The sequence below is a fragment of the Streptomyces piniterrae genome (genome assembly GCF_005048155.1).
Lineage (GTDB): Bacteria > Actinomycetota > Actinomycetes > Streptomycetales > Streptomycetaceae > Streptomyces > Streptomyces piniterrae.
Genome location: NZ_SUMB01000022.1, coordinates 1 through 20904, shown reverse-complemented (window position 1 = coordinate 20904; position 20904 = coordinate 1). Strand labels below are relative to the sequence as shown.

Below are 20904 nucleotides of genomic sequence, written 5' to 3'. Positions count from 1 at the left end.
GGTGAGCGGCCCGACTCCGGTTGGGCAGACGGTGAACCAGGCTCTGGGCCTCCCCCTCCCCTCCCGTAGCCGGCCTCTCTGCGGCACTACGGACAGGCCGCGGGCGGCGACGCGCCCGTCACGTAAACCGCCCACCGCTGCCGCCCCGCGCGGGCCCGCTCGGCCTCTACCCTGAACACGAAGAGACCCCCGGCACTTACCCTGCCGGGGGTCTCTTCGTGCGGGGGTCAGGGACCGGCGATGAGCCAGAGGATCAGCACTGCGTCTAAGTCCTGGCTGTAGCGGTAGACGATGGTGATTCCGCGTCCGCCGGTCTGCTCGGGGACCAGGTCAATGGCGTAGGACTCGGAGCGGGGGTCGGCGTCCGGCAGTCCGCGGGCGTGGTCGGGGTTGGGGTCGTCCTCAAGCGAGGCCCGCACCGACATGACGGCCGTCCGTTCGCTCACGCTGAGGTCGCTCCGCAGGATCTTCTCGGCGGCGTCGCTGTAGAACGCGTGGGTCACCTGGCGTTCCCCTCGGCCATCTTCTGGCCCAGCTCGTAGGCGACGTCCTCGGTGCTGCGCATCAGGGCCGCCATCGCCTGCGGGTCACACCGCAGCATCACCCGGTGCCGGTACGCCTGGGTGATCTCGCGGACGCGGGTGAGGTCGTCCAGGTCCGCGTCCGCCAGCTCCTTCTCGAAGGACTGGAGGTCGCCCGGGAAACCCCAGACGTTCAGGGCGGCGCGCAGCTCGGCGAGCGTGCGCATCGGCGGTACGACGTCATGGTGTTCGGGTTGTGCGGTCACTGCCCCTCCTTGGTGGGTCGGTGGTTCGAGTGTCCTACTCGGCACGGCCAGCCGGTCAGTCCTTGAACGGACCGGGCACCTCGTAGCCGTTGGCCTCCAGCCAGGCGAGGACGGCCGTGCGCTCGGCCTTGGCCTGCTGGTACTGCTCGGGGCTGGCCTTGCCGTCGAGCGCGGCCTGCGCGATGTGCGTGGCGCGGTCGGTGGACCAGGAGGCCAGCTCCCAACCCTGCTTCATCGCCCCGACCGCCGGCGGCAGCTCCTGGCGCTCGGCGAAGGCCGCGGCCTCCTTCTCCGCCTGGGCGAGCGCGGCGTTGGCCTTCTCCGCCTCGGCGCGGGCCTTGGCAGTCTGCTCGGCGAAGTACGCGCCGATGACCGCCGAGGCGTCGATCCCGTTCCTGTCGGTCACCGTGGTCACCGGTCGCCGAGGAGCTGCGCGACCATCGGCCCGGCGTCCTGGTTGACCCGGCGGGCGATCTCGTGGACAACCTGCTTGGCCTCCTCCACCAGGCCGCGGCCCTCGGTGTGCTTCGGGGTCGGCAGGTCCCAGCCAGTGGCCGAGATCAGGATGTTCGAGACGGTGAGGACAGCGGGGCGGCCGGGCTTGAGGTCCGGCTCCCAGGCGCGGCGGTACTTGTCGTCACGGGTCGCGATGTCGTAGCGGGTCGTCCAGTCCTGCCACGGGTGGCGGGGCCGGCGGTCGGCGGGCAGGTCGCTGAACCACAGGGGCACGGAGACCTTGAAGGCAAGCGAGCCGATGCCTTCCTCGTTCTCGGCCCAGACCGCTTCGATCCCCTCGATGTCGGGACGGAGGCTCACGTAGCCGGTCAGCACGGGCGGCGTAGCCACGCGCCAGGCCGCCGCGGTGAACTCCTCGGTCGGCAACGGGGTTCCGGGGTTCTCGTCGTGGAATTCCCCCAGGCGCTGGCTGAGGTAGACGCCGTAGCGGCTGTGGCCGTCGCTGGCGCCGGAGCGGTCGCCGGGCTCGTCCACGGACACGAGGGTCGTGGGGGTCCAGTCGGTCATCGGTTCGGTTCCTCTCTGGAACGGAGCGGGGCCGCCACCACGGCGGCCTCGGGGTCATCTTGTCGTGCGGGTCAGACAGTCCGGGCAGGTTTGAGCCGCTACGCCCGGCCGGGCTCGCGGGTGACCTGGTCGAGGATGTCGGCGTGGTCGAAGGCCAGCGACGGCAGGCTGGAGGCGGGCCACCAGCGAGCCGTGCGGGCGTCGTCCCCGGCGACGATCGGGGTGCCGGCGGGGACGACCGCGAGGTACGCCGTGGTGACGTACCGACCGCGCGGGTCACGGTCGGGCCCGTCGAAGACACCGATCTCCCGCAGCTCGGCGGCCGGGACATGGACGCCGGTCTCCTCGGCCAGCTCCCGGGCCGCCGCCGCGCGGCTCGTCTCGCCCCGGTCCACGTGGCCGCCGGGCAGCGCCCACGCACCCTCGTGGGGCGGCCAGCCGCGCTCGATGAGCAGCACGTCGCCGTCCGGCGTCATGGCGACCACGTCGGCGGTGTAGCGGATGGCCTCGGGCTCCGGCTCGGTCCTGTTGTGGACTCCAGCGGGCAGGAGGTCCTGGTAGACGTCGCGGTGTTCGATGGTGACCTCGTCGCCGACGCCGAGCAGCAGCTCGTGCGCGAGACGGGCCAGACCGACGCTCCGGTGCCGGCCGCCGGTGCAGCCCCACGCCATCGTGACGTCGGCGCCGGTGTCCTCGGCGAGGCCGCGCGCCGTGGCGACCGCGTTGAACGCCAGCCGCTTTGCGCCCGGGGTGTCCCGGACGTGGTCGTAGACCTCCTGGTCGAGGCCCGTGCGGTGCTTCAGCTCCGGGTCGTGGAACGGGTTGCGCAGCAGAACCCGCAGGTCGTAGGTGAGTTCAGCGGTCGGCGGTTCGCCGTGTCCGTAGCCGAAGGAGATGATCCGGATGGTCACGTGGTCTCCGTGGTGGTGTCGGTGGGGCGGACGCAGGTGTCGTGCCGGTCGCAGTTGCAGAGGCCGCAGGCGACGCACATCTCGTCGGGCTCCAGGTCGCAGGCCGGGCACCCGCCGGTGAGCGACAGGTGCAGCGCGGTCGCGGCGTCGAGCCGGTCGAGCTGGGCGGTCGTGAGGGGCTGGCCGGCCATCAGCTCTCCTCGAAGCGGGCGGTGGCGCACGGCGGACAGAGCGGCATCTGGTAGTGGTCGGGTTCCTCGGGGTACACCGCGGTCGAGAACGGGTCGGGCATGACGCGCACTTCCGGCTTCTTCTGCCCGCAGTCCTCGCAGGCCAGAAGCATCGGGGTCAGAATCTCCAGGACGCGGTCGAGGCGGTCCCCGGTGCTGTCCTCTACGTACGCCTGGGCTTCGTCGAGCAGCTCCGTGACACGCTCGATCTGCTCGTCGTCGCCGTCGACTTCGGTCACCGAGACGGCGATCGTGCCGATGGTTTCGCCGACGGCCTCCAGCACGCCCTTCCGCAGGGCCTGGAGCGCGGCGGCGTGCGGGGCAACGTCAGCCGTCCGGGTCGCCACGTCGCGCAGGCGCTCCAAGCCGATCCTGGCGATGGCGACTGCCGCCGCCAGCTCCTGGTCCAAAGTCATCTTGTCCGTCACGAACGACTCCTTCTTCGGGTCCGATGAGGTGGTGTTTCCGCTTGCGGTTTTGCTGGCGACATGTGCGGACTATCTAGCTGGATTGATCGAATAACGCCTGTTCAGAGTGCAGCGATGAGGAGCGCTGCGACGCCCAGGAAGAGGTGGTGGAACGACTGGTCGAGCGCATAGGCACCGGTCCCGAGGGTCGCTGCCGGCTTGCCCTCAGCGGTGACGGGGTGCGCGGGGTGGGCGCCGGTCCCGAGGGTGTAGAACTCCGTCTTGCCGGTGACCTTGGCGAGCCAGGCGAGAGTCGAGCGGCGGTCCGCCCACCAGTGGGTCATCGCGTCCGCCCCGAGGCCGGCCATGACGCCGAGGACGGTGACGGGGATGTCGAGGACCAGGACCACCGCGGCGAGGGCGACGCCCTTGGTGATGGTCAGGCCGATGACGTGTCGGGTGTCGGCGAGGCGTCCGGCCCATCCGGGCTTCCCCTTCTCGGCGGACTGCTCGCTGGTCTGGACCCAGTGGTCGCCAACCGAGTGCGCGACGTACAGCGCGACGAACACGGCGGCGAAGACTGCGGCGTTGCTCATGAGTGCTGGGCTCCTTCGGCAAGTACTGCGGGTGGGTGGTCAGCGGTCGGTGCGAACGGTCCAGGTGCCGGTGGGGCTGCGGCGGATCTCCAGGCCGGGGCCGGAGATCCGGCCGGGGCCGGCCTGCACGCTGCCCGGCTGAAGCTCGTCGAGCTGGTCCAGGAGTGCGGCGACCTGCTCGGCCAGCTCCAGGGCTCGCGCCTCGTTGTTGCCGGTCTGCGTGGTCTGCCGCATGTCGTCCGCCTTAATCTCTGTCGTTTTCGCTGTCTTTTTCGCTTGCGGTAAATCCATAATGCAGACTCCGAGTCTGCGTGTCTAGGGTTTCGCAGACTCCGAGTCTGCGTTTCTGCTGGTCTGCTGGTCAGCGCCCCGAAGCTGGGGCGAAGGGCCTCGGCGGCGCCCTCCGGGAGGGGAGGGGTAAAAAGGACGGACGCGTCCGCGCCCGGCACCCCCGGGTGCGGGCCCCTGCGGAGCGCGCGTTCACCGTCACCGCCCGCTCGGCCGCTGAGCGGCCTCCCGTGCGGCGCCGGGCGCGCTCCGCGGTCTGCCGCACGTCACGCGCCCCTTCGGACGTGCGGAGCCCTGCTGAGCGCTGCGGCTCGGCGGGGCTCCTTGATGCCACCCAAAGCGGGGGAGGGCGGGCACGTGGTGCGGGGATGTCGCCGAGCGCGGGTCAGGCGGTGGTCGTCCAGGGGTTGGCGGGGTCCTCGCGGCGCAGGCCGGTGAGGAAGTCGAGGACGCCCCAGAGCCGTTCGCCGGCGGCGGCGGGGCCGTACTCCGGCGCCACGATCGAGACGTACGTGCCATGCGCGACCTGGTCGTAGAGGCCACGGTCGAGACCGGGCCACTGGATGGCCATGTCCGCGCGGCTGATCCGGCCTCCGAACGCGGTGACCGGCTCGCCGTCGCAGGTGGTGACGACGACGGGCTGCTCCTGGGCGCCGCCGTCGCGGCGGTGGTCGTTGATCCGGACGACCATCCCGGCGGCGTGCGCGGCTTCGACCAGGCGGTGGAAGAGGTCGGCGTCGGTGACGGCCAGCTCGACCGCGGCGCGCTGCTCCCACCACAGGCCGTCCACACCGGTGCCGGCGAACCCGGGCTGCGAGCAGGTGGTGACGTACCCGGCCCGGCACAGCGCGGCGAGGGTGGGCACCAGGTGCGCGGTCTCCTCGTCGGGGCCGAAGCGCGGCTGGTAGCCGGGGCGGGAGGCGATCTCGCCCTCCAGCCAGCGGGCCATCAGCTCGCCGAGGTCGAGGACAGTGCGGGCGGACTTCCAGCGGCGCCGGTCGGCGCGGCTCATCCAGGGCAGCGGCATCGTGGTCACCGCCCCACGATCATGCCGTCGTGGCCGTTGAGCATGTGGTCCACGCACGCCGGGCAGTCCTCGCGGGGCTTGAGGTGCTTGTGCGCCTCATTCGACGCGTACGCGTGGTACCAGCACTGTCGGCACTCGCCCTTCGGCGGGTTCAGGGCCTTCTGGCTCGCCATCGTGGGTCTCCCGATCAGTTGACGGTGGTGTTGGACCGGCCGAACCACTTGGGGTGGTCCGCGACGTGCGTGTTCTTCTGATGGACCGTGGCGCCGTCGTAGTGGTGGTGGGTCTCGGTGTGCATGGCCTTCACGCCCCTGACGGCGGACCCGACGGCGACGACCACGGTGGCCACGGCCGCGATGGGCAGCGTGACGAAAAGGACGGACTTCAAGGTGACCGCGGCGAATCCCTGACAGGCGAGCCAGACACCGCACCCGATGCCCGTGATGCCGGCGCCGACGCCGATGGAGGCCACGGCGACCCCGGCCGCCCACGCGGGCACGATCCGGCGGTCGTCCTGGTGGACCGGGGCCGTGGTGCCGTACGGCGGGTTCGGCGTGGCGTCGCGGAACGACGTCGCGCTGGCGGCGGGCTCCGACTTCCACAGCCCCTCGATGATCCGGCGGGCTTCGGCTTCGGCCTCCGACTCGCTGAGCGGACGGCTGTCGGCGTTCTCGGTGCTCACGGCGGCGACCTCGGCTTTCTGGCTTGGGGTAGACGGCCGGCCCCCGGGCGCTGAGCCCGGGGGCCGGGCGGTCAGGTGTTCTTGCGGTGCTTCTTGGTGCGGCGCAGGACGTGGTCGCGGGAGAAGCCGGTGGCCTCCACCACGTCCGCCTGGAGCGCGTTGCCCGCGTCCAGCTCGGCGGCGATGCTCTGCCACATCACTTCGTCGGCGGCCTGCTTGGCCTGCTCTGCCGCCTCCTGCGCCTTGTCCCGGGCCTGCTTGAGGTCCTGGAACCGCTTGATGGCGTTGGCGCGGGTCTCGGCGTCGGGTCGGGGGCTCATGTGGGGCTCCGTTTCGGTCGGTTGAGGGATCATGGGGCCTCCCCCCGCTGCCGTTCGGAGCGGGACAGGGACCCGGGGCGGTCGGCGATCCTTGGCCGGGTGACGACCGCCCCGGGGCGTGTCTACCGCGTGGCGAGGGGGACCTCGGGCACGGGGACCGTCACCTCGGCGGCCATGGCAACGTGCACGAGCGTGTTGCAGGTGGACTCCGCGGCATCGGCCAGGTGGGCCGCGAGGCTCTCATGCCCCAGCTCGGTGGCACGGTCGGCCAGCCCCACAAGGTAGGACCAGACGTCGTGCAGCTCGTCGTGCAGGTCGACCAAACCGGGCTGGAAGTCGAGTGAACTGCTCAGGCCCGCGGCGCCCTTGGTGTGCGTACGGGCCCGCTCCGCGAGGGTCTCGAAGGTGTTCTTCGCGATGACCTCGCGGACTTCCTCGACCGAGTCGTAGGCCCAGCCCTTGCCCGTGAGGGTCAGGAAGAAGCGGGAGAAGATGTTCGGCACTTGATGTCTCCTGTCTGCTATTCAGCTGGCTTTTCCGCCTGCGGTTTTGCTGGCGCTCAGACGTTCGCGGAGCAGGTCAGAAGCTGCGGCGGCGCGGGGCGGAGGAGGCGGGGCTGCGGCGCGGGGTGCGGACTCGGCCGGACATCGAGTTGGCCTGCACGTCCAGGTCGTCGTTGATGGCGGCCTCGGTGGCGGTGACGTCGACGTCGCCGCTCATCGTGCGGGCGGTCAGGTCGCCGCCGGCGGTGGCGTGGACGCGGACGTCGCCGCTCATCGTCTTGAGCTGGGCGGTGCCGCCGAAATCGGCGATCTGGATGTCGCCGGACATCGTGTTGGCGTCGACCACGTCGGTGCGTCCCAGACGGATGTCGCCGGACTGGGTCTTGGCGTTGACGTGCGCGGCCTGGTCGACGCGGACGTCGCCGGACTGGGTGTCGGCGGAGATCCTGCTGACGTGGCCGGTGTGCACGTCGCCGGACTGGGTGGTCGCGGTGACGTTGAGGACCGCGCCCTGGGCGATGATGTCGGCGGACTGGCTGCGGCCCTTGAGCGAGCTGCCTTCGGGCACGGTGGCGATGATGTCGATGGGCGAGCTGCCCTGGATGACGGTGGCGCCACGGCCTCCGACCTTGACGCCGTTGATGTAGACGTCGCCTCCGACGAAGTCCCCACCGATGACGCCGCCCTGGAAGCCGATCATCGAACCGGTGATGTTCCCCGCGCTCTGGATGACCGTGGTGCCGCGGTTGCCGTGGCTGACGATCGTGGTGCCGCCACCGATGCCGCCCTTGCCCTGGACGCTGGCGGTCAGGCCGGTGCCGGAGGCGCGGAGCGTGGCCTCGCGGACCGCTTCGGCGGCCGGGCCGTCCTCGTCGGTGGTGCGGATCGTGAGCGTCGCGCGGTCGCAGTCGGCTTCGGCGTGGACCGTGATGGTTCCGCCGTGGCCGAGGAGGCTGGCGTCGATGGTGAGGGGGCCGGTGTTCTCGGCGACGAGCTTGCGGGTGGTCACAGAACTTCTCCTTCGGATTTTTCGCCTGCTTTTTCGCTGGCGATAATTAGATAATGCAGACTCCGAGTCTGCGTGTCTAGGGGTTCGCAGACTCGGAGTCTGCATAAGGAGTGTCGGTGCAGGTCAGCGGCCAGAAAATTCTTTCAGGCCGGGTCCTGTCAGGTGCTGCTGCGGTGGCAGACTCCGCAGGGGATCTTGACCTCGCGGGTCTTACCGGTGGAGGAGTGGAGCCGCGTCGAGAGGGTGACCATGCCGCCCCGGCAGCCCTTCACCGTGCAGCGCCGCCGCTTCGCCTTCGGCGCCTCGGCCGGTCCGGCGCCGCCGGTCTGCAGCGTCCAGGCCGTGGTGAGCGCGCCGGCCTTCGCCGTGCTCGCCGCGTCGCGGGTCTTCTCCTTCGCGGCGCCGGTGACTGCGCCGGCCTTCGCCTTCACCTGAGCCTTGGCGGCCTTCTTCTTCGACTGCCACCACGCCTTGGTCTCCTTGGACACCTCGTCGCGCAGCACCTTGGCTCCGGCAACGGCGTCGTCCAGGACGAACTCGGGGACCAGCTCGCCAGCCATGACGATGCCGCGCCATTCGGCGGTGAAGGTGTCCCGGTCCTCCGCCTTCTGCCGTCCGGTGCGCGCGGCGAGGGCGGCGTCCACCAGGCCGTTGGTAATGACTTGGTGGTCGTCGCCTTTGCCGCACGAGAGGCAGGTGATCCAGGCCGGCCAGACCTCGCGGAATCCGCGCTTGTAGATCTGGAGCGAGAATCCGCTGTCGCAGTTGCCGCACACCACCGGCTCGCCGTCGACGTACGCCAGGCCGGTCAGCTTGAGGTCGGGGTTGTCGAACATCGCGCGCTCCTTTCAGTCCTTGCTCGGGTGGGTGGGCGGGGCGCTCGGGGTCGGCGTCTGCGACGGCGCGGGGGATGCCTTCTGGTCGCAGCCGCCCCCGAGGTAGAGCCCGGCGAGCAGGCTCGCCACGGAGCAGACGAGCGCCTTGTTCTTGGCCCACCAGCCGGGCGGGGTGGGCTCGCTGAGCACGTACTTGACGCCCATGGGGGGTCGTCCTCCGTTGTGTTGGGTTTGTCAGGGTTTGGTGTAGTGCTGGGACCTGGACGGAGCCTGGACGGCTCCGCGTTGATGCAGGTCAGAGGGGGTGCGCATCCTGGACGCTTCCTGGCTCGACTCGGACGGGGTGCGTCCAGGTCGAGGGGGAAGCTGTCCGGGTCGACGGCCGCCCGGTCCGGGGGCATACCAGCCCAAACCGGGTGGCCGTCCAGGGTGAATCCAGGCCCGTCAGGCCGTGAGGCCGTACTTCGTCTGGGCCGCGCGGACCACGGCGGCGAGCGGGTAGCCGTTGAGCGCCGACGTGCTGCCGTCCCAGGTGCGCTTCTTCTTCTCGTCGGCCTCGCGTACCACCAGGCGGGCCAGCTTCTCGGGGCTGATGTCGAGGCCGGCGGCCTTGAGCGCGTCGACCAGGACCGTGCCCGGGAGCCAGTCGACGGCCGCGGACTCGTCGTCGGCCTTCACCGCCTGGTCGTAGGCGGCGAAGGCATCGATCAGGACGGCGAGCACCTGGGCGTCGTCCTCGCCCTTCTCCCGGAGCTGGTCGGAGATGGACTTCGGGCCCTCCGGCAGGGTCCCCGCCTTGGCCCGCAGCTCGTACGCCCGCGCCACCAGCTCCTCGACCTCCTCGTCCGAGTAGTAATCCGCCCTGACCAGCGTCGGATTGGAGCCTTCCGCCCACAGGAATCCGGCGCCGCGCATCTCCGGCTCGACCGTCTTCGCCGAGTAGCCGGCCGCCGCCGCACCCTTGCCGAGGATCGTGTCGCTGGCCTCGGGCGTGGTGCAGCGCAGCGCCCACCGGATCGACAGCAGGTCGCGCAGGCTGGTGTCGACGACGTCGGAGCCCGGCTTCTGGGTGGCGCAGAAGGTCACGATGCCCGCCGCGCGGCCCCGGGAGACGAGGTTGCGGAGCGCCTTGGTGATCTTCTTTCCGTACTCATCGTCGGTCGTGTAGAACATCAGCTCGTCGACCCACAGCAACTTCTGCCTGAGCTGGGGGTACTTGTTGGCCAGTTCCTCGGTGACCTTGCGCTTGCCGAGCTTCTTCAGCAGCGCGTACCGGGCCTTCATGTCGGCGATGGCGGCCATGAGCATGTCGTAGAAAGCTTCGGGGTCGGCGTCACCCTCGAAGTATTCGCAGAGCTTCTCGAACGGCTCCAGGTCGCCGCCGCCCTTTCCGTCCGCGAGCCACAGAATGACGCGCGGGTCCAGCGCGGCCGCCAGCAGAATCGTGTTGCCGGACGCCGACTTACCGGCTCCGGGCTCTCCGCCGACCAGGCCGGAACGCTCCACCACCGAGATGGAAATCGGCAGGCCCCGCACGTCGGGGCCGATCGAAATACGGCCCCAGAAATTGGCGGCGGCCTCCAGTGCGAGCAGCGGACCGGGCCCGGCCTTCTCGGTGAACGGCAGCTCCTTGGAGACGTACAGCTCCAAGCGACCGGCGCGGGCCCCCTTCGCTTTGCTCTTCGACATGGTGAGCTGGGCCTCTTCAACGCCGAATGCACTGGCGAGTTCGGACTGCGCCCGCATCGCCTTCTTCGCCGGAATGCCGGGCGGCAGATCCACGATCGTCGACCAGGCTCCGCGGGCATCCAGCATCGGCATCTGCACGATGTGCAGGGACTCCTCCGCGCCAATCACCTTCGCGGCCCGGAAGACGTCGTCCAGCATCCTGCTGCTCATCGCGTCGCCGTCGCCGAGGGTCCGCCAGTCCTGCGACCAATCGGTCTCCTCCGTGAAGGTCTGACGACCGGCAACGGCCCCGCCCGCGAAGGTGGCCAGCGCACCACTGGTGGCGCCGAACCATCCGGCCTGCAGATATCCGGCGCCGATCGCCGTCAGCGGCGGGCCGTAGGCCGCGCCCATCCGCAGGTTCCGGGCCCGCCGGCGGTAGCTTCGAGCCTTCTTGTGCGCGGCCACTGCCTGCATGGCCACCGTCTGCGTACGGTCGGCCTCGCGCAGCGCGACCTCCTTCTTGTTCTTCATCAGAGCCGGAGTGAACCTGGCACTTCGGGCGGCGACGCGCGCCTCTTTCGCGGCGATGTGCGCCTGGCTGGCCAGTGCCTGGATCTGCACGCCCTCGAACCCGATGGCCCAGTCGTGGATCCGGCGGGTGCCCCGCTTGAACTGCGCGACGTGGCCGTGCTCGGTGCGCTGCTTTCGCACCCAGCGTCGGAAGCCCCGGCGCCGGGCCCGGTAGAACACCCCGGCGTACATGGCCCAGCCCTCGCTGCTCTTCATCCAGGCCGGGATCAGCGGGCGGTCGTCGAAGGCGTCCAGGTCGCCCTCGTCCTTCGTCAGGTCGACCGAGGTCCGGGTGACCGGGCCCTCCAGGACACGACGGGCCGATTCGACAACCGCGGCCTTGTCCTCGGGAACGGAGCCACCCAAAGCGGGGGGAGCGGGGACGGGGCTGGTGTCCGTGGCCGGCGCCGCGCTCGGGAGGTAGTGGACGGTGGCCAGGTCCGTACGGTCGGGGCTCGGGCTGGTCGGCTGTTCGGTCATGCTGTCCTTGCTCCTTCGGGAGAAGCGGGGCCCGGCGGCAACTGTGAGAGGGAGGCGCCGGGCCCCGCGGCTTGCGGGGGAGGGGGAGAGGTCAGAACAGGGCGTCCGCGGCGAGCTGCTCGGCGGCGGTCTGCTCGCGGGCCTTCTTGCTGGTGTTCGTGCGCCGGGTGAAGCACCCCCGGCACAGCGCGATCAGGTCATCCGCGCCGAGGGTGACGGCGACGTGGGGCAGGGTCTCCGGGTCCAGCGGCGCCAAGATGAGTGGCTTCCTGTGGCCGGCCCTCTCGTAGCAGGACCGACCGGTCAGCGGGTGGTCGTTCCGGCCGCACGCCCCGGGCTTCTCGAAGCGGCACTGGCAGTGCCCTCCGGAGCGAGCGACGACGGTCTCGTACAGCGCGCTCGTGACGATCGGCGGCCGGTCCATGTCAGGCCCCCAGCGCCGCGGGCTCGGTGGAGTCGACGAGCTTGAGCTTCCGCTCGGCGACCACCCGGTCCCGCAGCTTCATGCCGTCTTCCCGGCGGATCTTCAGGTGCTTGGCGAGCGCCGCCGCGGAGATCTGCTTGCCCTCGGCGACCAGGTCGACGGCGACCCGGTGAGCCTCCGGCAGAAGCTGTTCCAGCTCCTCGTCGGACCGTCCCCGGCTACCGTTCCCGCTGGCGTTCCCGCCGTCGTTCTTGCGGACCTTCTCGCTGGCTTTTTCGCTGGCGGCTTCAGAGCCGTACACCCCAATTCCCGCTTGGGCTGTAGGGCTCTCAGAGCCACGCTGGAGAGCCGGGAAAGAGATGCTCGGTCCAAGCGTCGGGATGCCCTCTGCGAAGCGCCCTGGGAGGGGGTTGTGGAGGTTGGCGAGCATCCCCGCGCGGATCAGTTCGGGGCGGACGTGCTCGGCGAGTTCGAAGGCCGCTCCGACGTTGACGCGGGCGTCGGTGACCTCAGCGAAGATCTCGGCGGACAGCCCCTGCTGGGTGCCCTTCTTGATCTGCCACGCGGTGGCGAACGCCTCCTCGTCGGTAACCGACTCGAAGGGCAGGGCCGACAGCAGCCGGTCGGCCTCGGCGGCGATGTCCTTGTGGTGCTTACGGCGGTCGGCGAAGTGCTTCTTGCGGGCCTTCTCCCGGCGGCGCTCCTCCTTGGTCTTGCCGTGCGAGCCGTGGGTCTTCATGTCCCACAGGTAGATCGCGATGAGGGAGGACGCGGCGAAGACGACCGCGACCCACTTCTCACCGGGCAGGGCCGAGGACCAGTGCCAGTAGTTGACCCCGGCGGCGAGGACCGCAGTGACCCAGGTGGCGATCCGGTACTTCCCCGCCGGCCGTCCCGCGTCCTCGGCTGCCTTGCCCATGAACGTGAGCGCCCAGGCCGTGCCCTCCAGCATCGCGGAGAGCAGCGCAGCCAGGAGGGGGAAGACCCCGGCGTCGGACAGCGCGCCGACCTGCGAGATGACTGCGGGGACGATCGAGCAGACCATCACGAAGCCCACGAAGGCGGTGACGGGGTTGCGGTTGAGCCAGCCGGTGACCTTGCCGAACTTCGCCCGGCGGGCCGCCCGCTTGCGCTCCTTCTCCTGGGCGCGGGCCTTCTTGTCGGCCTGCTGCTGGCGGCGCTTGGTCTCGACGTCCTTGCGGGCCTGCTCGCGCTTCGCCTCGTCGTCCTGGCGCTTCTGCTCGGCGGTGATTTCCTTCGCCTTGAGCTGCGCTTCCAGCTTCAGGCGCAGGTCCTCGCGGTCCTGTGTGCGCTCGGCGGCCTGGTCGGCGCGGCGCTCTTCGCGGTAGCTCATCGGGTACCTCCCGCTGCCGGGTTCGCGATCCCGGACAGCACGTTCGCCAGCTCGGTACGGAGTCGGGGAGAGACGGGGCTCAGGCGGAAGCGCCGGGCGAACATGTCGCCGCCGGCCGCCGTCGCGCGGGCCACCATCTCGGTGATGAGACTGATCAGAGCGACCGTCCCGGCGATCACGCCGAGGGTCATCTCCAGCACGGTCAGCAGGAACAGCGCGAGGTGGCCGATGAACCTCATGCCGCCACCTCCGCCGGAACCTCGGTACGCACGATGCTGAGGACCGGACGGACCGCGGGGCGCTCGACGCGGGACTCGCGGGCTCGGGCGACAGCGGCGGCCGGGTCGGGAGTGCCCAGCGACGCCAGCACCTCGTAGGAGTCGAAGTCCGCGCCGGTCCAGTCGGCCATCGGGTCACGCTGCTCGACGGCCGTGGAGACCTTGGGGGCAGCGGCCTTCCGCCGACGCAGCGCCCTCGGCATCCGGCGCAGCAGGCTCCGGTAGTACTTGGCGTCCTCCCGGTCGGCGTCCGTCTCGACCTTGAGGTCCGCGAGGATGGTCTCCAGCGCGTCGCGGCTGACGAGACCGCCGGCGGTCATTTCCTCAACGAGGTCCAGCGGCTCGATGTCGAACTCGAAACCGGCGGCGACCTCGGTGAATTCGGCGGCGGTAACGATCCGCTGCCCGTTGACGATGGTTCGCATGGGTCGTGCTCCTCTCGATGGAACGGCCTCAAGTGGCTCCGGATCGCCCTGCACGGCGACCGGAGCCGCGCCCGTTTCCGGGCATGGCTGTGACCCGGATTTCAAAGGCATGCCGGGTCCTCCGTCGCTTCCCTCTGAACTAGTTCTGAGGGCGACGTGACGATTAATGCACCGTCCGGAGTCGATGTCAACAGAACTAGTTCTGATGCTTTTTCGTGCTTCCAAAGCGACGCGCCACAGAGGTATGGTCAACTCGGCTGGGCTTCTAGAACTAGTTCTGCAAGACTGGCCCCAGAGCAGTCAGAGAGAAGGAGTCCCTGAGTGGAGGAGAGCAAGGTCCCGAAGGTTCAGCGGCTTGCCGCTGAGCTTCGAGACAAGATCCGGCGGGGGGTGTATCCGCCCAGGTCAGCGCTGCCCAAGGTTCGTGACTTCCAGGAGACTGAGGGCATCGCTTTCCAGACGGCGCGCGATGTGTACGGCCTCCTCGAGGACGAGGGGCTCATCGTGTCCCGCAAGGGCAAGGGCACGTTCGTCTCCCCGATCCTCGGGAAGATCCTTCGCAACGGGACCGGCCGGTACATCAAGGCAGCCCGCGAGGAAGACGGCGCTCGGGGAGCCTTCGCTGGCGAGATCGCCCGGCTGGGGATGACACCCGACTCCACCACGGTCATCACCCGCGAGCGCCCTCCAGCGCGGGTTGCTCAGATCCTCGGCATCCATCACTCCGCCAAGGCCCTCGCCAGGGCCCGGACGATGCTCGCCGACGACACGGTCGTGCAGGTCGCCACCTCGTACTTCCCGGGCGACATCGCATTTGGCACCCAGCTCGAAGAGCAAGACACCGGCGACGGGGGCTCCAAGTCCCGACTCGCCGAGTACGGACAGGCGCAGGTCCGCATCAGGGAAACCGTCGACGTCCGCCCGCCCACCAAGGCAGAGGCGGATGCCCTCGACATCCCTGCCGGCCGGTCCGTCTACGAGATCACCCACATCGGGCTCACTGCCGAGGGCCGCGCCGTCGAGGTGTGTCTGCACGTCATGCCCGTCAGCCTGTGGTCGCTCAGCTACGAGTGGCCCATCGATCAACCCAAAGCATGAGAGGAAACCCCATCTTGACCAGCAACGACGCCATCGTCCGCGACGCCACCGAGCGCTACCGCAAGGAGCGGCGCGAGGCCGGCGAAAGCCGCGGCGCCTTCGAGACGGAGATCCGCCGACTGGGCGGCACGCCCCGAGTGGAGACCGCCGTCCGGCGTTCGGCTGCGCCGAGCAACGTCGCCTCGATCCTCGACATCGCCGCGACCGAGGAGACCGTCGTCCGGGCCCGCCACATGTACAACGGCGAGAAGCTGGTGCAGCTCGCCGACTCTTATGTCCCGCTCGACGTCGCCGAGGCCGCCAACATCGAGAACCCCGACCCCGGCAAGGGCGGGATCATCAGCCGCATGGCCGACGCCGGCTTCGAGCAGACCGAGGTCATCGAGGAGGTCGTGCAGTACCCGGCGACCGAGGTCGAGGCGGAGGCGTTCGGCGTCGAGGCCGGCACCTCGCTACTCCAGATCACGCACATCGGCTACACCGCCGCCGGTCGCGCGGTCGAGGTCACCGTCCACCGCCCCTGCCCCGGCTGGGTCCTTCGCTTCAGCGCTCCCTTGGTCTGATCAGAGGGACGGGCGGCCCGCAGTCACCTCGGCTGCGGGCCCCGCCCAGCGCGAGATGTCCGCCTCGGCAAGGGCAGTTGACCGTATGTGTCCCACCTCGTCTGCGACTTCTGGAGACATTTCGGGGCCGAGGCCGCAGAACGCAATGCGCGATCCCACTCAACCGGGGATCAAGGTGCAGGATTAAGGGCCAGAAACACCGAAGGCGCCCCGGCCAGGGCGCCTAACGGTTCAGTAAGGCCGGGATGGGAGTCCCGGCGAAGTTCGAGCGAATGGACCGCTCTCTGATGAGGGTACGAGACTTTTCCCGCCCTGCGCCACAGGGGCTTAGCCACAATACGGACGGATTCCGGACTCTTCGGGGCCAACTGCTCGCCTCCGCGTTGCACTACGCGGGACGCGGCATGTACGTCCACCCCCTGCTCATCGGTGGCAAGGCACCCCGCTGGGCTGACTGGGAGACCCGCGCGACGCGCGACCCCGAGGTTATCCGCCGCACCTGGTCGAGGGCTCCCTTCAACATCGGCGTCGCCTGCGGCCCCTCCGAGCTGATCGCGATCGACCTCGACATCCCGCACGAGGACGACGACATCCCGCCCGCCGAATACGCCGAGGCCGGGGTCGTCGACGGCAAATCTATGTTCGACTTCCTCGTCTCTCACACGCCGGGCGCCCGGATGGTACGGACGATGAACGTGCGGACGCCGAGCGGCGGGCGCCACCTGGTCTACCGGGCACCGGAGAACGTCGAGGTCCGCAACACCGCGCGGACCATCGGGTGGCAGATCGACACCCGTGCCGCGGGCGGGTACATCGTGGGGATCGGCTCCGTCGTCGACGACAAGCCGTACGTCCTGGAGAACGGCATCTCAGACCCGGCGGTGCTTCCCGCCTGGCTGCTGACCCTGATCACCGCCGCGCCCAAACCAACCAAAGCGGCGCCACGCGTGAGCCGAGCTGAGGTCGATACCCGACTGCGAGCTATTGCGAGCGGCGGCACCCGCGAAGAGCGGTGGGCGACCGGCATCCTGCGCTCCGAGTGCCGCGACCTCTCGTCGATGACACCGGACTCCGGGCGCAACCACCGGCTCAACCTCGCGGCATACCGCGCAGGCCAGCTCGTCGGCGCCGGCCTCCTGGACCAAGCCGTCGCCGAGGAAGAGCTGACCGTGGCCGCGAGGGCGGCCGGGCTCGGCGGCGAGTACGCGCACGAGATCGAGAAGACCCTGAACTCCGGGATGCACGCGGGCCTGCAGAAGCCCCGCCACATGCCGACCGCCCGCCGCCTTGGCGGTGCCGCGTGAGAGGACGAGACGTTAACCCCACCGAGTACGTACACACCCCCTCGGCACTGATGAAGGCCCCGGCGACGTTGGCGCGTCCCGAGGCCGGGCACCCGAGGAGTACGACTCGAATGCGTTCCGGTTCTACCTGCTCAACCCCGCTTACGTCCCACGTCTCCGCCAGCATTTCCGCTGGCCAGAATGCGGGCGAAATTTACGCGGATCTCCGGTCTCTCCAGATCGGTGGTACGACGTGACGACGACGGTTCCCCCGCAGAACACCACGGCCCGTGCGGCCGGCGGCGCGAAGCCTCGCGTCTGCATCGGCAACGAGGCCGATGCGCTCGACGACCTGGTCCGCGTTATGCGGTCGGAGGACGTGCCCTCGCTCTACATCCGCTCGGGTGGCCTGTGCTGGATCACCGAGGACGAAGGCCGTCCGGTGATCCGCCAGCTCAACCCCGACAACCTGCGGGCGTACTTCGCGGAGCACGTCTACACCTTCAAGCGCACCAAGGACCGCGAGAGCGGCGAGTTCCGCGAGGACCGGATGCCGGTGATGCGGCAGACCTGCGCGACCATCCTCGGTCGTCAGGCGTGGTCGCTCCCGCGGCTGGCCGGCCTCGCCACCAGTCCAGTGCTTCGCCGTGACGGGTCGCTGGTCCAGGACGCCGGGTACGACCGGGCGACCGGGCTGTACCTGGTGCCCATGCACCGCCTGCCTCCGATTCCGGAGAGCCCGGACGTCGAGACGCTGCGGTGGGCGCGTGACCTGCTGCTCGACAAAGTCCTCGCCGACTTCCCGTGGGTCCAGCGGTCCGACAAGGCCCAGTATGTGGCGTCGCTGTTCATCCCGCTGATGCGCAACTACGTCGACGGGCCGACGCCGATGTGGATCATCACGGCCGGGGCCCCGGGCTCCGGCAAGACGATGCTGACCACGATCCACAAGGAACTCCATGGCATGGGCGACGCGCCGTGGCCGGAGAACGACGCCGAGCTCCGCAAGGCCATCACCGCGAACCTGCGGGACAACGCCGAGCCCGTCATCACGTTCGACAACCTGCCGTCCGGCTACACCGTGCGGACTGCGCTGCTCGCCGACCTGATGACGAAGGCGACGTGGCGTGACCGCGTTCTCGGCAGCACCGAGACGGTGACGATGCCGAACAACCGGCTGTGGATGTTCACCGGCAACAACCTCCGGACCGGCGGCGACCTGGCCCGACGCACCGTGTGGGTGCGTCTGGACCCGGACTGCCCCAACCCCGACCGGCGCTCGGACTTCGCCCTCGGCGACCTCGACGTCTGGCTCAAGTGCCACTCGACCGAGCTGCTCCAGGCCGTGCTCGTGCTGCTGCGCGGGTGGATTGCCGCCGGCGCTCAGCGGTCCGACGTCCGGATGGGTTCCTTCTCCGCATGGGCGTCCGCCCTCGGCGGCCTGCTCGGCTGGCTCGACCTTCCGGGGTGGCTCGAAGACCGGGACACCGCGATGGCTCAGATGGATGAGGAGACCGAGGAATGGCACGGGTTCCTGGCGACCTGGATTGACACCCTCGGCGACACCCCGCGCAAGACCGGCGAGCTGGTCATCAGCAGCGAGCTGGCGGAAGTCGTTCCGCGGCTCAAGAACGGCGACCTGCCGAGCGCGAAGCAGCTCGGCATGTGGCTCAAGAGCCGCGAGGGCCGGTACTACGGCGATCTCAAGCTCGCGTCGAAGTACGACAGCAACCTGAAGTCGAACCGTTGGCGCGTCGTCCGTTACGCGGGCAGCAAGAAGGCCGCGGCGCCCGCCGAGGCCACGGCGATTCAGGGCGAGTTGGGGGATGCCGGATAGGTCGGGCACGGAAGTACCCACAACGTGCGGGTACTGCGTGCGGGGAGTCACGGGATGGTCCGTGACTCCCCGCTTTGCGTTTGACCAGCGGATTTATCCGTGCGGCCCCGTGGTCTGCTGGATCGGGTGCGGGTACCTGCGGGTATTTCGTGCGCGTACTTTGCGGGTACTTTCGCAGCCCTCAAAACGTACCCTGACCTGCACAAACGCCTTCTGGAGTCGTCTCGGTACGGGTACCTTGCGGGTACTTACGGGTACTCCCCGCATCCCTCATATCCGCTCTGACCTGCGGCGATGCGGGTACTACGGGTACTTGCGGGTACTTCCCCGGCACTCTCTCTACTGACTTTCGGCAGTATGACTATTTCCTATTTCCAACACGCTGGACTCTAAAAAAGTACCCGCAAGTACCCGTAGTACCCGCAAAATTGCAGGTCAGACGGCTTTTCAGCCCCGGACCCCAGTACCCGCAAGTACCCGTACTCTCCCCGGAGTACCCGCAAAACCCCAGGTCAGCGCTGTTTTCCTTTCCGCCCCAAGTACCCGCAAGCCCGGCCGCGATCCCTCGCCCCACCCGTACCTCCCCCGCCTTTGGGTGGCTCTGTTGCCGAAAGAGGCCCGCAGCGCTCATCTCGAAGTACCCAGGGCAATGCTGCGCGTGACGCTCGGAAGGAACGGCGGTCGCGCCCGGCGTCGTACAGGAGGCCGGCCACGGCCGAGTGGACGGCGACGGTGAACGCGCGATCGCCACAAGTCGCAGCCGGGGGTGTCGGGCGCGGACGCGTCCGTCCGTTTTTCCTTTACCCCCGGAAGGAGTCGCAGGAAGGTCCCCGCAACCCCGCAAGCGGGGCGAGAAAAACCACCAAGTGCGGGGATCAAGAGGAGGAGGTCCAGAATGCCCGCTTTCCCGCTAGCGGAAAAGGCAGCGGGAAAGCGGACGGGAACGCTCGCGGTCAGGCGTACTTGTACGCCAGCACCTCGTAGCAGGACAGGCACACCGGCAGCGGACTGCCCTGCTCGGCGGGGGTCGCGCGGATCAGCAAGCCGGGCTCGCCCGCCGCGGTGCACCCGGTCGCGCCCGGCGTCGCCTCCTGGTGGAGCAGGCCGCACAGGCAGCGGCAGCCGCCCGGCCGGTGCTGCTCCCACCGGAACGCGGCTGCCAGCTCGATGGTGAGGATCGGCGGCTGGTTCACGCAGCGTCTGGGTCCTGGATCTTGAGGCGCTTGAAGTATGCCTCCAGGGCCTGGTCGACGATGCTCTGTGGATTGAGCCCGGTCGCTTCGACGGCTGCGGTGAGCTTGCGGTCGTTCTCGGCAAGGATGCGCACGGAGAGCATCTCCCGCTCAGGGCCGCGGGGCCGGCCCCGGCGCCGAGGGGCTCGCCGGGGGGTTGTAGAGCGGGTGGACTTGGCGTCCGGCTTCTGGTCTCCCTGGTTGCGGGCCCCGACCTGTGGCGGGCCCACTGAGGGCACCAACGTGGGCTGGTGCGCGGAGTTGCCCAGCATCGACGTGGACGGGGGGATGTTGCGTTCCCTGTTCATGCGGCTAGCTCTACCTCCTTGACGAACCGCTGGGCCAGCAGTTCGAAGACCGCGCGGACCTCAGCGGAGTCCTTGACCTCACTCAGTGGTTGGGCGTACTCGTCGGCATTGGTGATGGTGGAGCGCTCTGGCACCACACCCCAGACCTTGTCCCCGAAAATCTGGCGGACCCCGTCGAGCTGACCTTTGTGCGCACCGACGCGCATGTCGTACGCGGACACGACGATCCCGATGAACTCAAGGTCGATGTTCGAGAGGTCCTCGCGGGTGGCCGGGATGAAGTCGCGGTAGCGGACGGCGGCCTCGACGCTGTCGTACTCGGGCTCCGTCGTGGCCAGGGCGAAGTGTGCGGCGGCCAGCCCCATCTGGGTGAGGTGCCCGAGAGAGGGCGGGCAGTCGATCAGGGTGAAGTCGAAGTGGTCGTCCGCGCCCTTCAGAGCCTTGGCGAGCCGTCGCCAGGAGCCTGTCTGGCCGGCCTCCACCGCGCGATCCTCCAGCGTGTACCGGGCAGGGATCAGGGCGATGCGGTCGGCGTACTCGGCAGTCCAGCCGATGGGCTGGATGGCCTGGAGGGCGACTCCTTCGGCGTTCGCCTGGATGACCTCAGAGACGGTGAGCGGCGGATTGGCGGGGTCGTCCTTCCAGCCGAGCCGTCTGGAGGCGTTGCCCTGCGGGTCGAGGTCAATGACCAGCACCCGATACCCGAGCTTGGCCAGGGCTTCGGCCAGACGGATGGTCAGGGTCGTTTTCTTGGCCCCGCCC

General features: G+C 69.4%; 29 protein-coding genes and 1 pseudogene. 4 read left to right on the top strand and 26 right to left on the bottom strand.

The genetic code is table 11. The features are described from left to right. Window positions 1-227: 227 nt before the first annotated feature. From FCH28_RS37655 to FCH28_RS37550, 23 genes and pseudogenes are all read right to left on the bottom strand, one after another. Window positions 228-503: a hypothetical protein gene (locus FCH28_RS37655; RefSeq protein ID WP_136744947.1), complete on the bottom strand. Its 276-nt coding sequence runs from the start codon at window positions 501-503 to the stop codon at window positions 228-230. Next, on the bottom strand, window positions 500-787 hold the full coding sequence (locus FCH28_RS37650) for a hypothetical protein (protein WP_246103512.1): 288 nt from the start codon (window positions 785-787) through the stop codon (window positions 500-502). Before FCH28_RS37650 ends, FCH28_RS37655 begins: the two co-directional genes overlap by 4 nt. Window positions 788-842: 55 nt before the next feature. Beyond that, window positions 843-1193: a hypothetical protein gene (locus tag FCH28_RS37645; protein ID WP_136744946.1), complete on the bottom strand. Its 351-nt coding sequence runs from the start codon at window positions 1191-1193 to the stop codon at window positions 843-845. A 5-nt stretch (window positions 1194-1198) separates the two neighbouring features. Next, entirely contained in the window at window positions 1199-1810 is a 612-nt protein-coding gene (locus FCH28_RS37640; RefSeq protein WP_136744945.1) for a hypothetical protein, read from the bottom strand. A 98-nt stretch (window positions 1811-1908) separates the two neighbouring features. Beyond that, window positions 1909-2358 carry an NUDIX hydrolase gene (locus FCH28_RS39620; protein WP_281289788.1) on the bottom strand — a complete coding sequence of 150 codons (450 nt, stop codon included), beginning with the start codon at window positions 2356-2358 and terminating at the stop codon, window positions 1909-1911. A 24-nt stretch (window positions 2359-2382) separates the two neighbouring features. After that, window positions 2383-2721, bottom strand: a pseudogene (locus FCH28_RS39615) (RapZ C-terminal domain-containing protein); the annotation flags it as partial. Continuing rightward, window positions 2718-2912: a hypothetical protein gene (locus FCH28_RS37630; RefSeq protein WP_136744944.1), complete on the bottom strand. Its 195-nt coding sequence runs from the start codon at window positions 2910-2912 to the stop codon at window positions 2718-2720. The pseudogene FCH28_RS39615 and the gene FCH28_RS37630, both read right to left, overlap by 4 nt. Then, window positions 2912-3379 carry a hypothetical protein gene (locus FCH28_RS37625; protein WP_246103511.1) on the bottom strand — a complete coding sequence of 156 codons (468 nt, stop codon included), beginning with the start codon at window positions 3377-3379 and terminating at the stop codon, window positions 2912-2914. Before FCH28_RS37625 ends, FCH28_RS37630 begins: the two co-directional genes overlap by 1 nt. A gap of 101 nt (window positions 3380-3480) precedes the next feature. Beyond that, on the bottom strand, window positions 3481-3954 hold the full coding sequence (locus tag FCH28_RS37620; protein WP_136744943.1) for a transcriptional regulator: 474 nt from the start codon (window positions 3952-3954) through the stop codon (window positions 3481-3483). 39 nt (window positions 3955-3993) lie between these two features. Beyond that, on the bottom strand, window positions 3994-4188 hold the full coding sequence (locus FCH28_RS37615) for a hypothetical protein (RefSeq protein WP_136744942.1): 195 nt from the start codon (window positions 4186-4188) through the stop codon (window positions 3994-3996). Between the two features lie 439 nt (window positions 4189-4627). Continuing rightward, a complete protein-coding gene (locus FCH28_RS37610; protein WP_425472080.1) occupies window positions 4628-5269 on the bottom strand; it encodes a DUF6919 domain-containing protein in 642 nt (213 codons plus the stop codon). 5 nt (window positions 5270-5274) lie between these two features. Beyond that, a complete protein-coding gene (locus tag FCH28_RS37605; protein WP_136744940.1) occupies window positions 5275-5442 on the bottom strand; it encodes a pRL2-8 in 168 nt (55 codons plus the stop codon). Window positions 5443-5456: 14 nt separating this feature from the next. Further along, the gene (locus FCH28_RS37600) at window positions 5457-5951 is read right to left on the bottom strand and encodes a hypothetical protein (protein ID WP_136744939.1); all 495 of its coding nucleotides are present in this window, start codon (window positions 5949-5951) and stop codon (window positions 5457-5459) included. Window positions 5952-6022: 71 nt separating this feature from the next. After that, window positions 6023-6271, bottom strand: a complete 249-nt coding sequence (locus FCH28_RS37595; RefSeq protein WP_136744938.1) for a hypothetical protein — start codon at window positions 6269-6271, stop codon at window positions 6023-6025. A 122-nt stretch (window positions 6272-6393) separates the two neighbouring features. Beyond that, window positions 6394-6774, bottom strand: a complete 381-nt coding sequence (locus FCH28_RS37590; protein ID WP_136744937.1) for a hypothetical protein — start codon at window positions 6772-6774, stop codon at window positions 6394-6396. Between the two features lie 76 nt (window positions 6775-6850). Further along, a complete protein-coding gene (locus FCH28_RS37585; RefSeq protein WP_136744936.1) occupies window positions 6851-7783 on the bottom strand; it encodes a DUF4097 family beta strand repeat-containing protein in 933 nt (310 codons plus the stop codon). A 158-nt stretch (window positions 7784-7941) separates the two neighbouring features. After that, the gene (locus FCH28_RS37580; protein WP_136744935.1) at window positions 7942-8619 is read right to left on the bottom strand and encodes a hypothetical protein; all 678 of its coding nucleotides are present in this window, start codon (window positions 8617-8619) and stop codon (window positions 7942-7944) included. A 12-nt stretch (window positions 8620-8631) separates the two neighbouring features. After that, on the bottom strand, window positions 8632-8823 hold the full coding sequence (locus FCH28_RS37575) for a hypothetical protein (RefSeq protein WP_136744934.1): 192 nt from the start codon (window positions 8821-8823) through the stop codon (window positions 8632-8634). 240 nt (window positions 8824-9063) lie between these two features. Continuing rightward, window positions 9064-11340 carry an FtsK/SpoIIIE domain-containing protein gene (locus tag FCH28_RS37570; RefSeq protein WP_136744933.1) on the bottom strand — a complete coding sequence of 759 codons (2277 nt, stop codon included), beginning with the start codon at window positions 11338-11340 and terminating at the stop codon, window positions 9064-9066. Window positions 11341-11431: 91 nt separating this feature from the next. Further along, complete coding sequence (locus FCH28_RS37565) at window positions 11432-11764, bottom strand: hypothetical protein (RefSeq protein ID WP_136744932.1); 333 nt, start codon at window positions 11762-11764, stop codon at window positions 11432-11434. A 1-nt stretch (window position 11765) separates the two neighbouring features. Further along, window positions 11766-13118, bottom strand: coding sequence for a DUF2637 domain-containing protein (locus FCH28_RS37560; RefSeq protein WP_136744931.1), 1353 nt, complete (start codon window positions 13116-13118; stop codon window positions 11766-11768). After that, entirely contained in the window at window positions 13115-13357 is a 243-nt protein-coding gene (locus tag FCH28_RS37555; RefSeq protein ID WP_136744930.1) for a hypothetical protein, read from the bottom strand. Before FCH28_RS37555 ends, FCH28_RS37560 begins: the two co-directional genes overlap by 4 nt. Then, window positions 13354-13821 carry a hypothetical protein gene (locus tag FCH28_RS37550; RefSeq protein WP_136744929.1) on the bottom strand — a complete coding sequence of 156 codons (468 nt, stop codon included), beginning with the start codon at window positions 13819-13821 and terminating at the stop codon, window positions 13354-13356. The genes FCH28_RS37555 and FCH28_RS37550 overlap by 4 nt, the downstream gene beginning before the upstream one ends. A 321-nt stretch (window positions 13822-14142) precedes the next feature. Between FCH28_RS37550 and FCH28_RS37545 the strand changes: the two genes are divergently transcribed. From FCH28_RS37545 to FCH28_RS37530, 4 genes are all read left to right on the top strand, one after another. Then, on the top strand, window positions 14143-14919 hold the full coding sequence (locus tag FCH28_RS37545) for a GntR family transcriptional regulator (protein ID WP_136744928.1): 777 nt from the start codon (window positions 14143-14145) through the stop codon (window positions 14917-14919). 14 nt (window positions 14920-14933) lie between these two features. Next, the gene (locus FCH28_RS37540) at window positions 14934-15482 is read left to right on the top strand and encodes a UTRA domain-containing protein (protein WP_246103510.1); all 549 of its coding nucleotides are present in this window, start codon (window positions 14934-14936) and stop codon (window positions 15480-15482) included. A gap of 245 nt (window positions 15483-15727) precedes the next feature. Then, window positions 15728-16786: a bifunctional DNA primase/polymerase gene (locus FCH28_RS37535; RefSeq protein ID WP_136744926.1), complete on the top strand. Its 1059-nt coding sequence runs from the start codon at window positions 15728-15730 to the stop codon at window positions 16784-16786. Window positions 16787-17018: 232 nt separating this feature from the next. Beyond that, window positions 17019-18602: a hypothetical protein gene (locus tag FCH28_RS37530; protein WP_136744925.1), complete on the top strand. Its 1584-nt coding sequence runs from the start codon at window positions 17019-17021 to the stop codon at window positions 18600-18602. 953 nt (window positions 18603-19555) lie between these two features. Here the strand turns inward: FCH28_RS37530 and FCH28_RS37525 are convergent. The 3 genes from FCH28_RS37525 to FCH28_RS37515 form a co-directional block, all read right to left on the bottom strand. Further along, on the bottom strand, window positions 19556-19795 hold the full coding sequence (locus FCH28_RS37525) for a DUF6372 family protein (protein ID WP_136744924.1): 240 nt from the start codon (window positions 19793-19795) through the stop codon (window positions 19556-19558). Continuing rightward, window positions 19792-20142 (bottom strand): hypothetical protein, encoded by a 351-nt coding sequence (locus FCH28_RS37520; RefSeq protein WP_136744923.1) that lies wholly within the window; start codon window positions 20140-20142, stop codon window positions 19792-19794. Before FCH28_RS37520 ends, FCH28_RS37525 begins: the two co-directional genes overlap by 4 nt. Continuing rightward, window positions 20139-20904 (bottom strand): ParA family protein (locus FCH28_RS37515; RefSeq protein ID WP_222852485.1); only part of this gene is annotated, 766 nt, incomplete at its 5' end. The genes FCH28_RS37515 and FCH28_RS37520, both read right to left, overlap by 4 nt.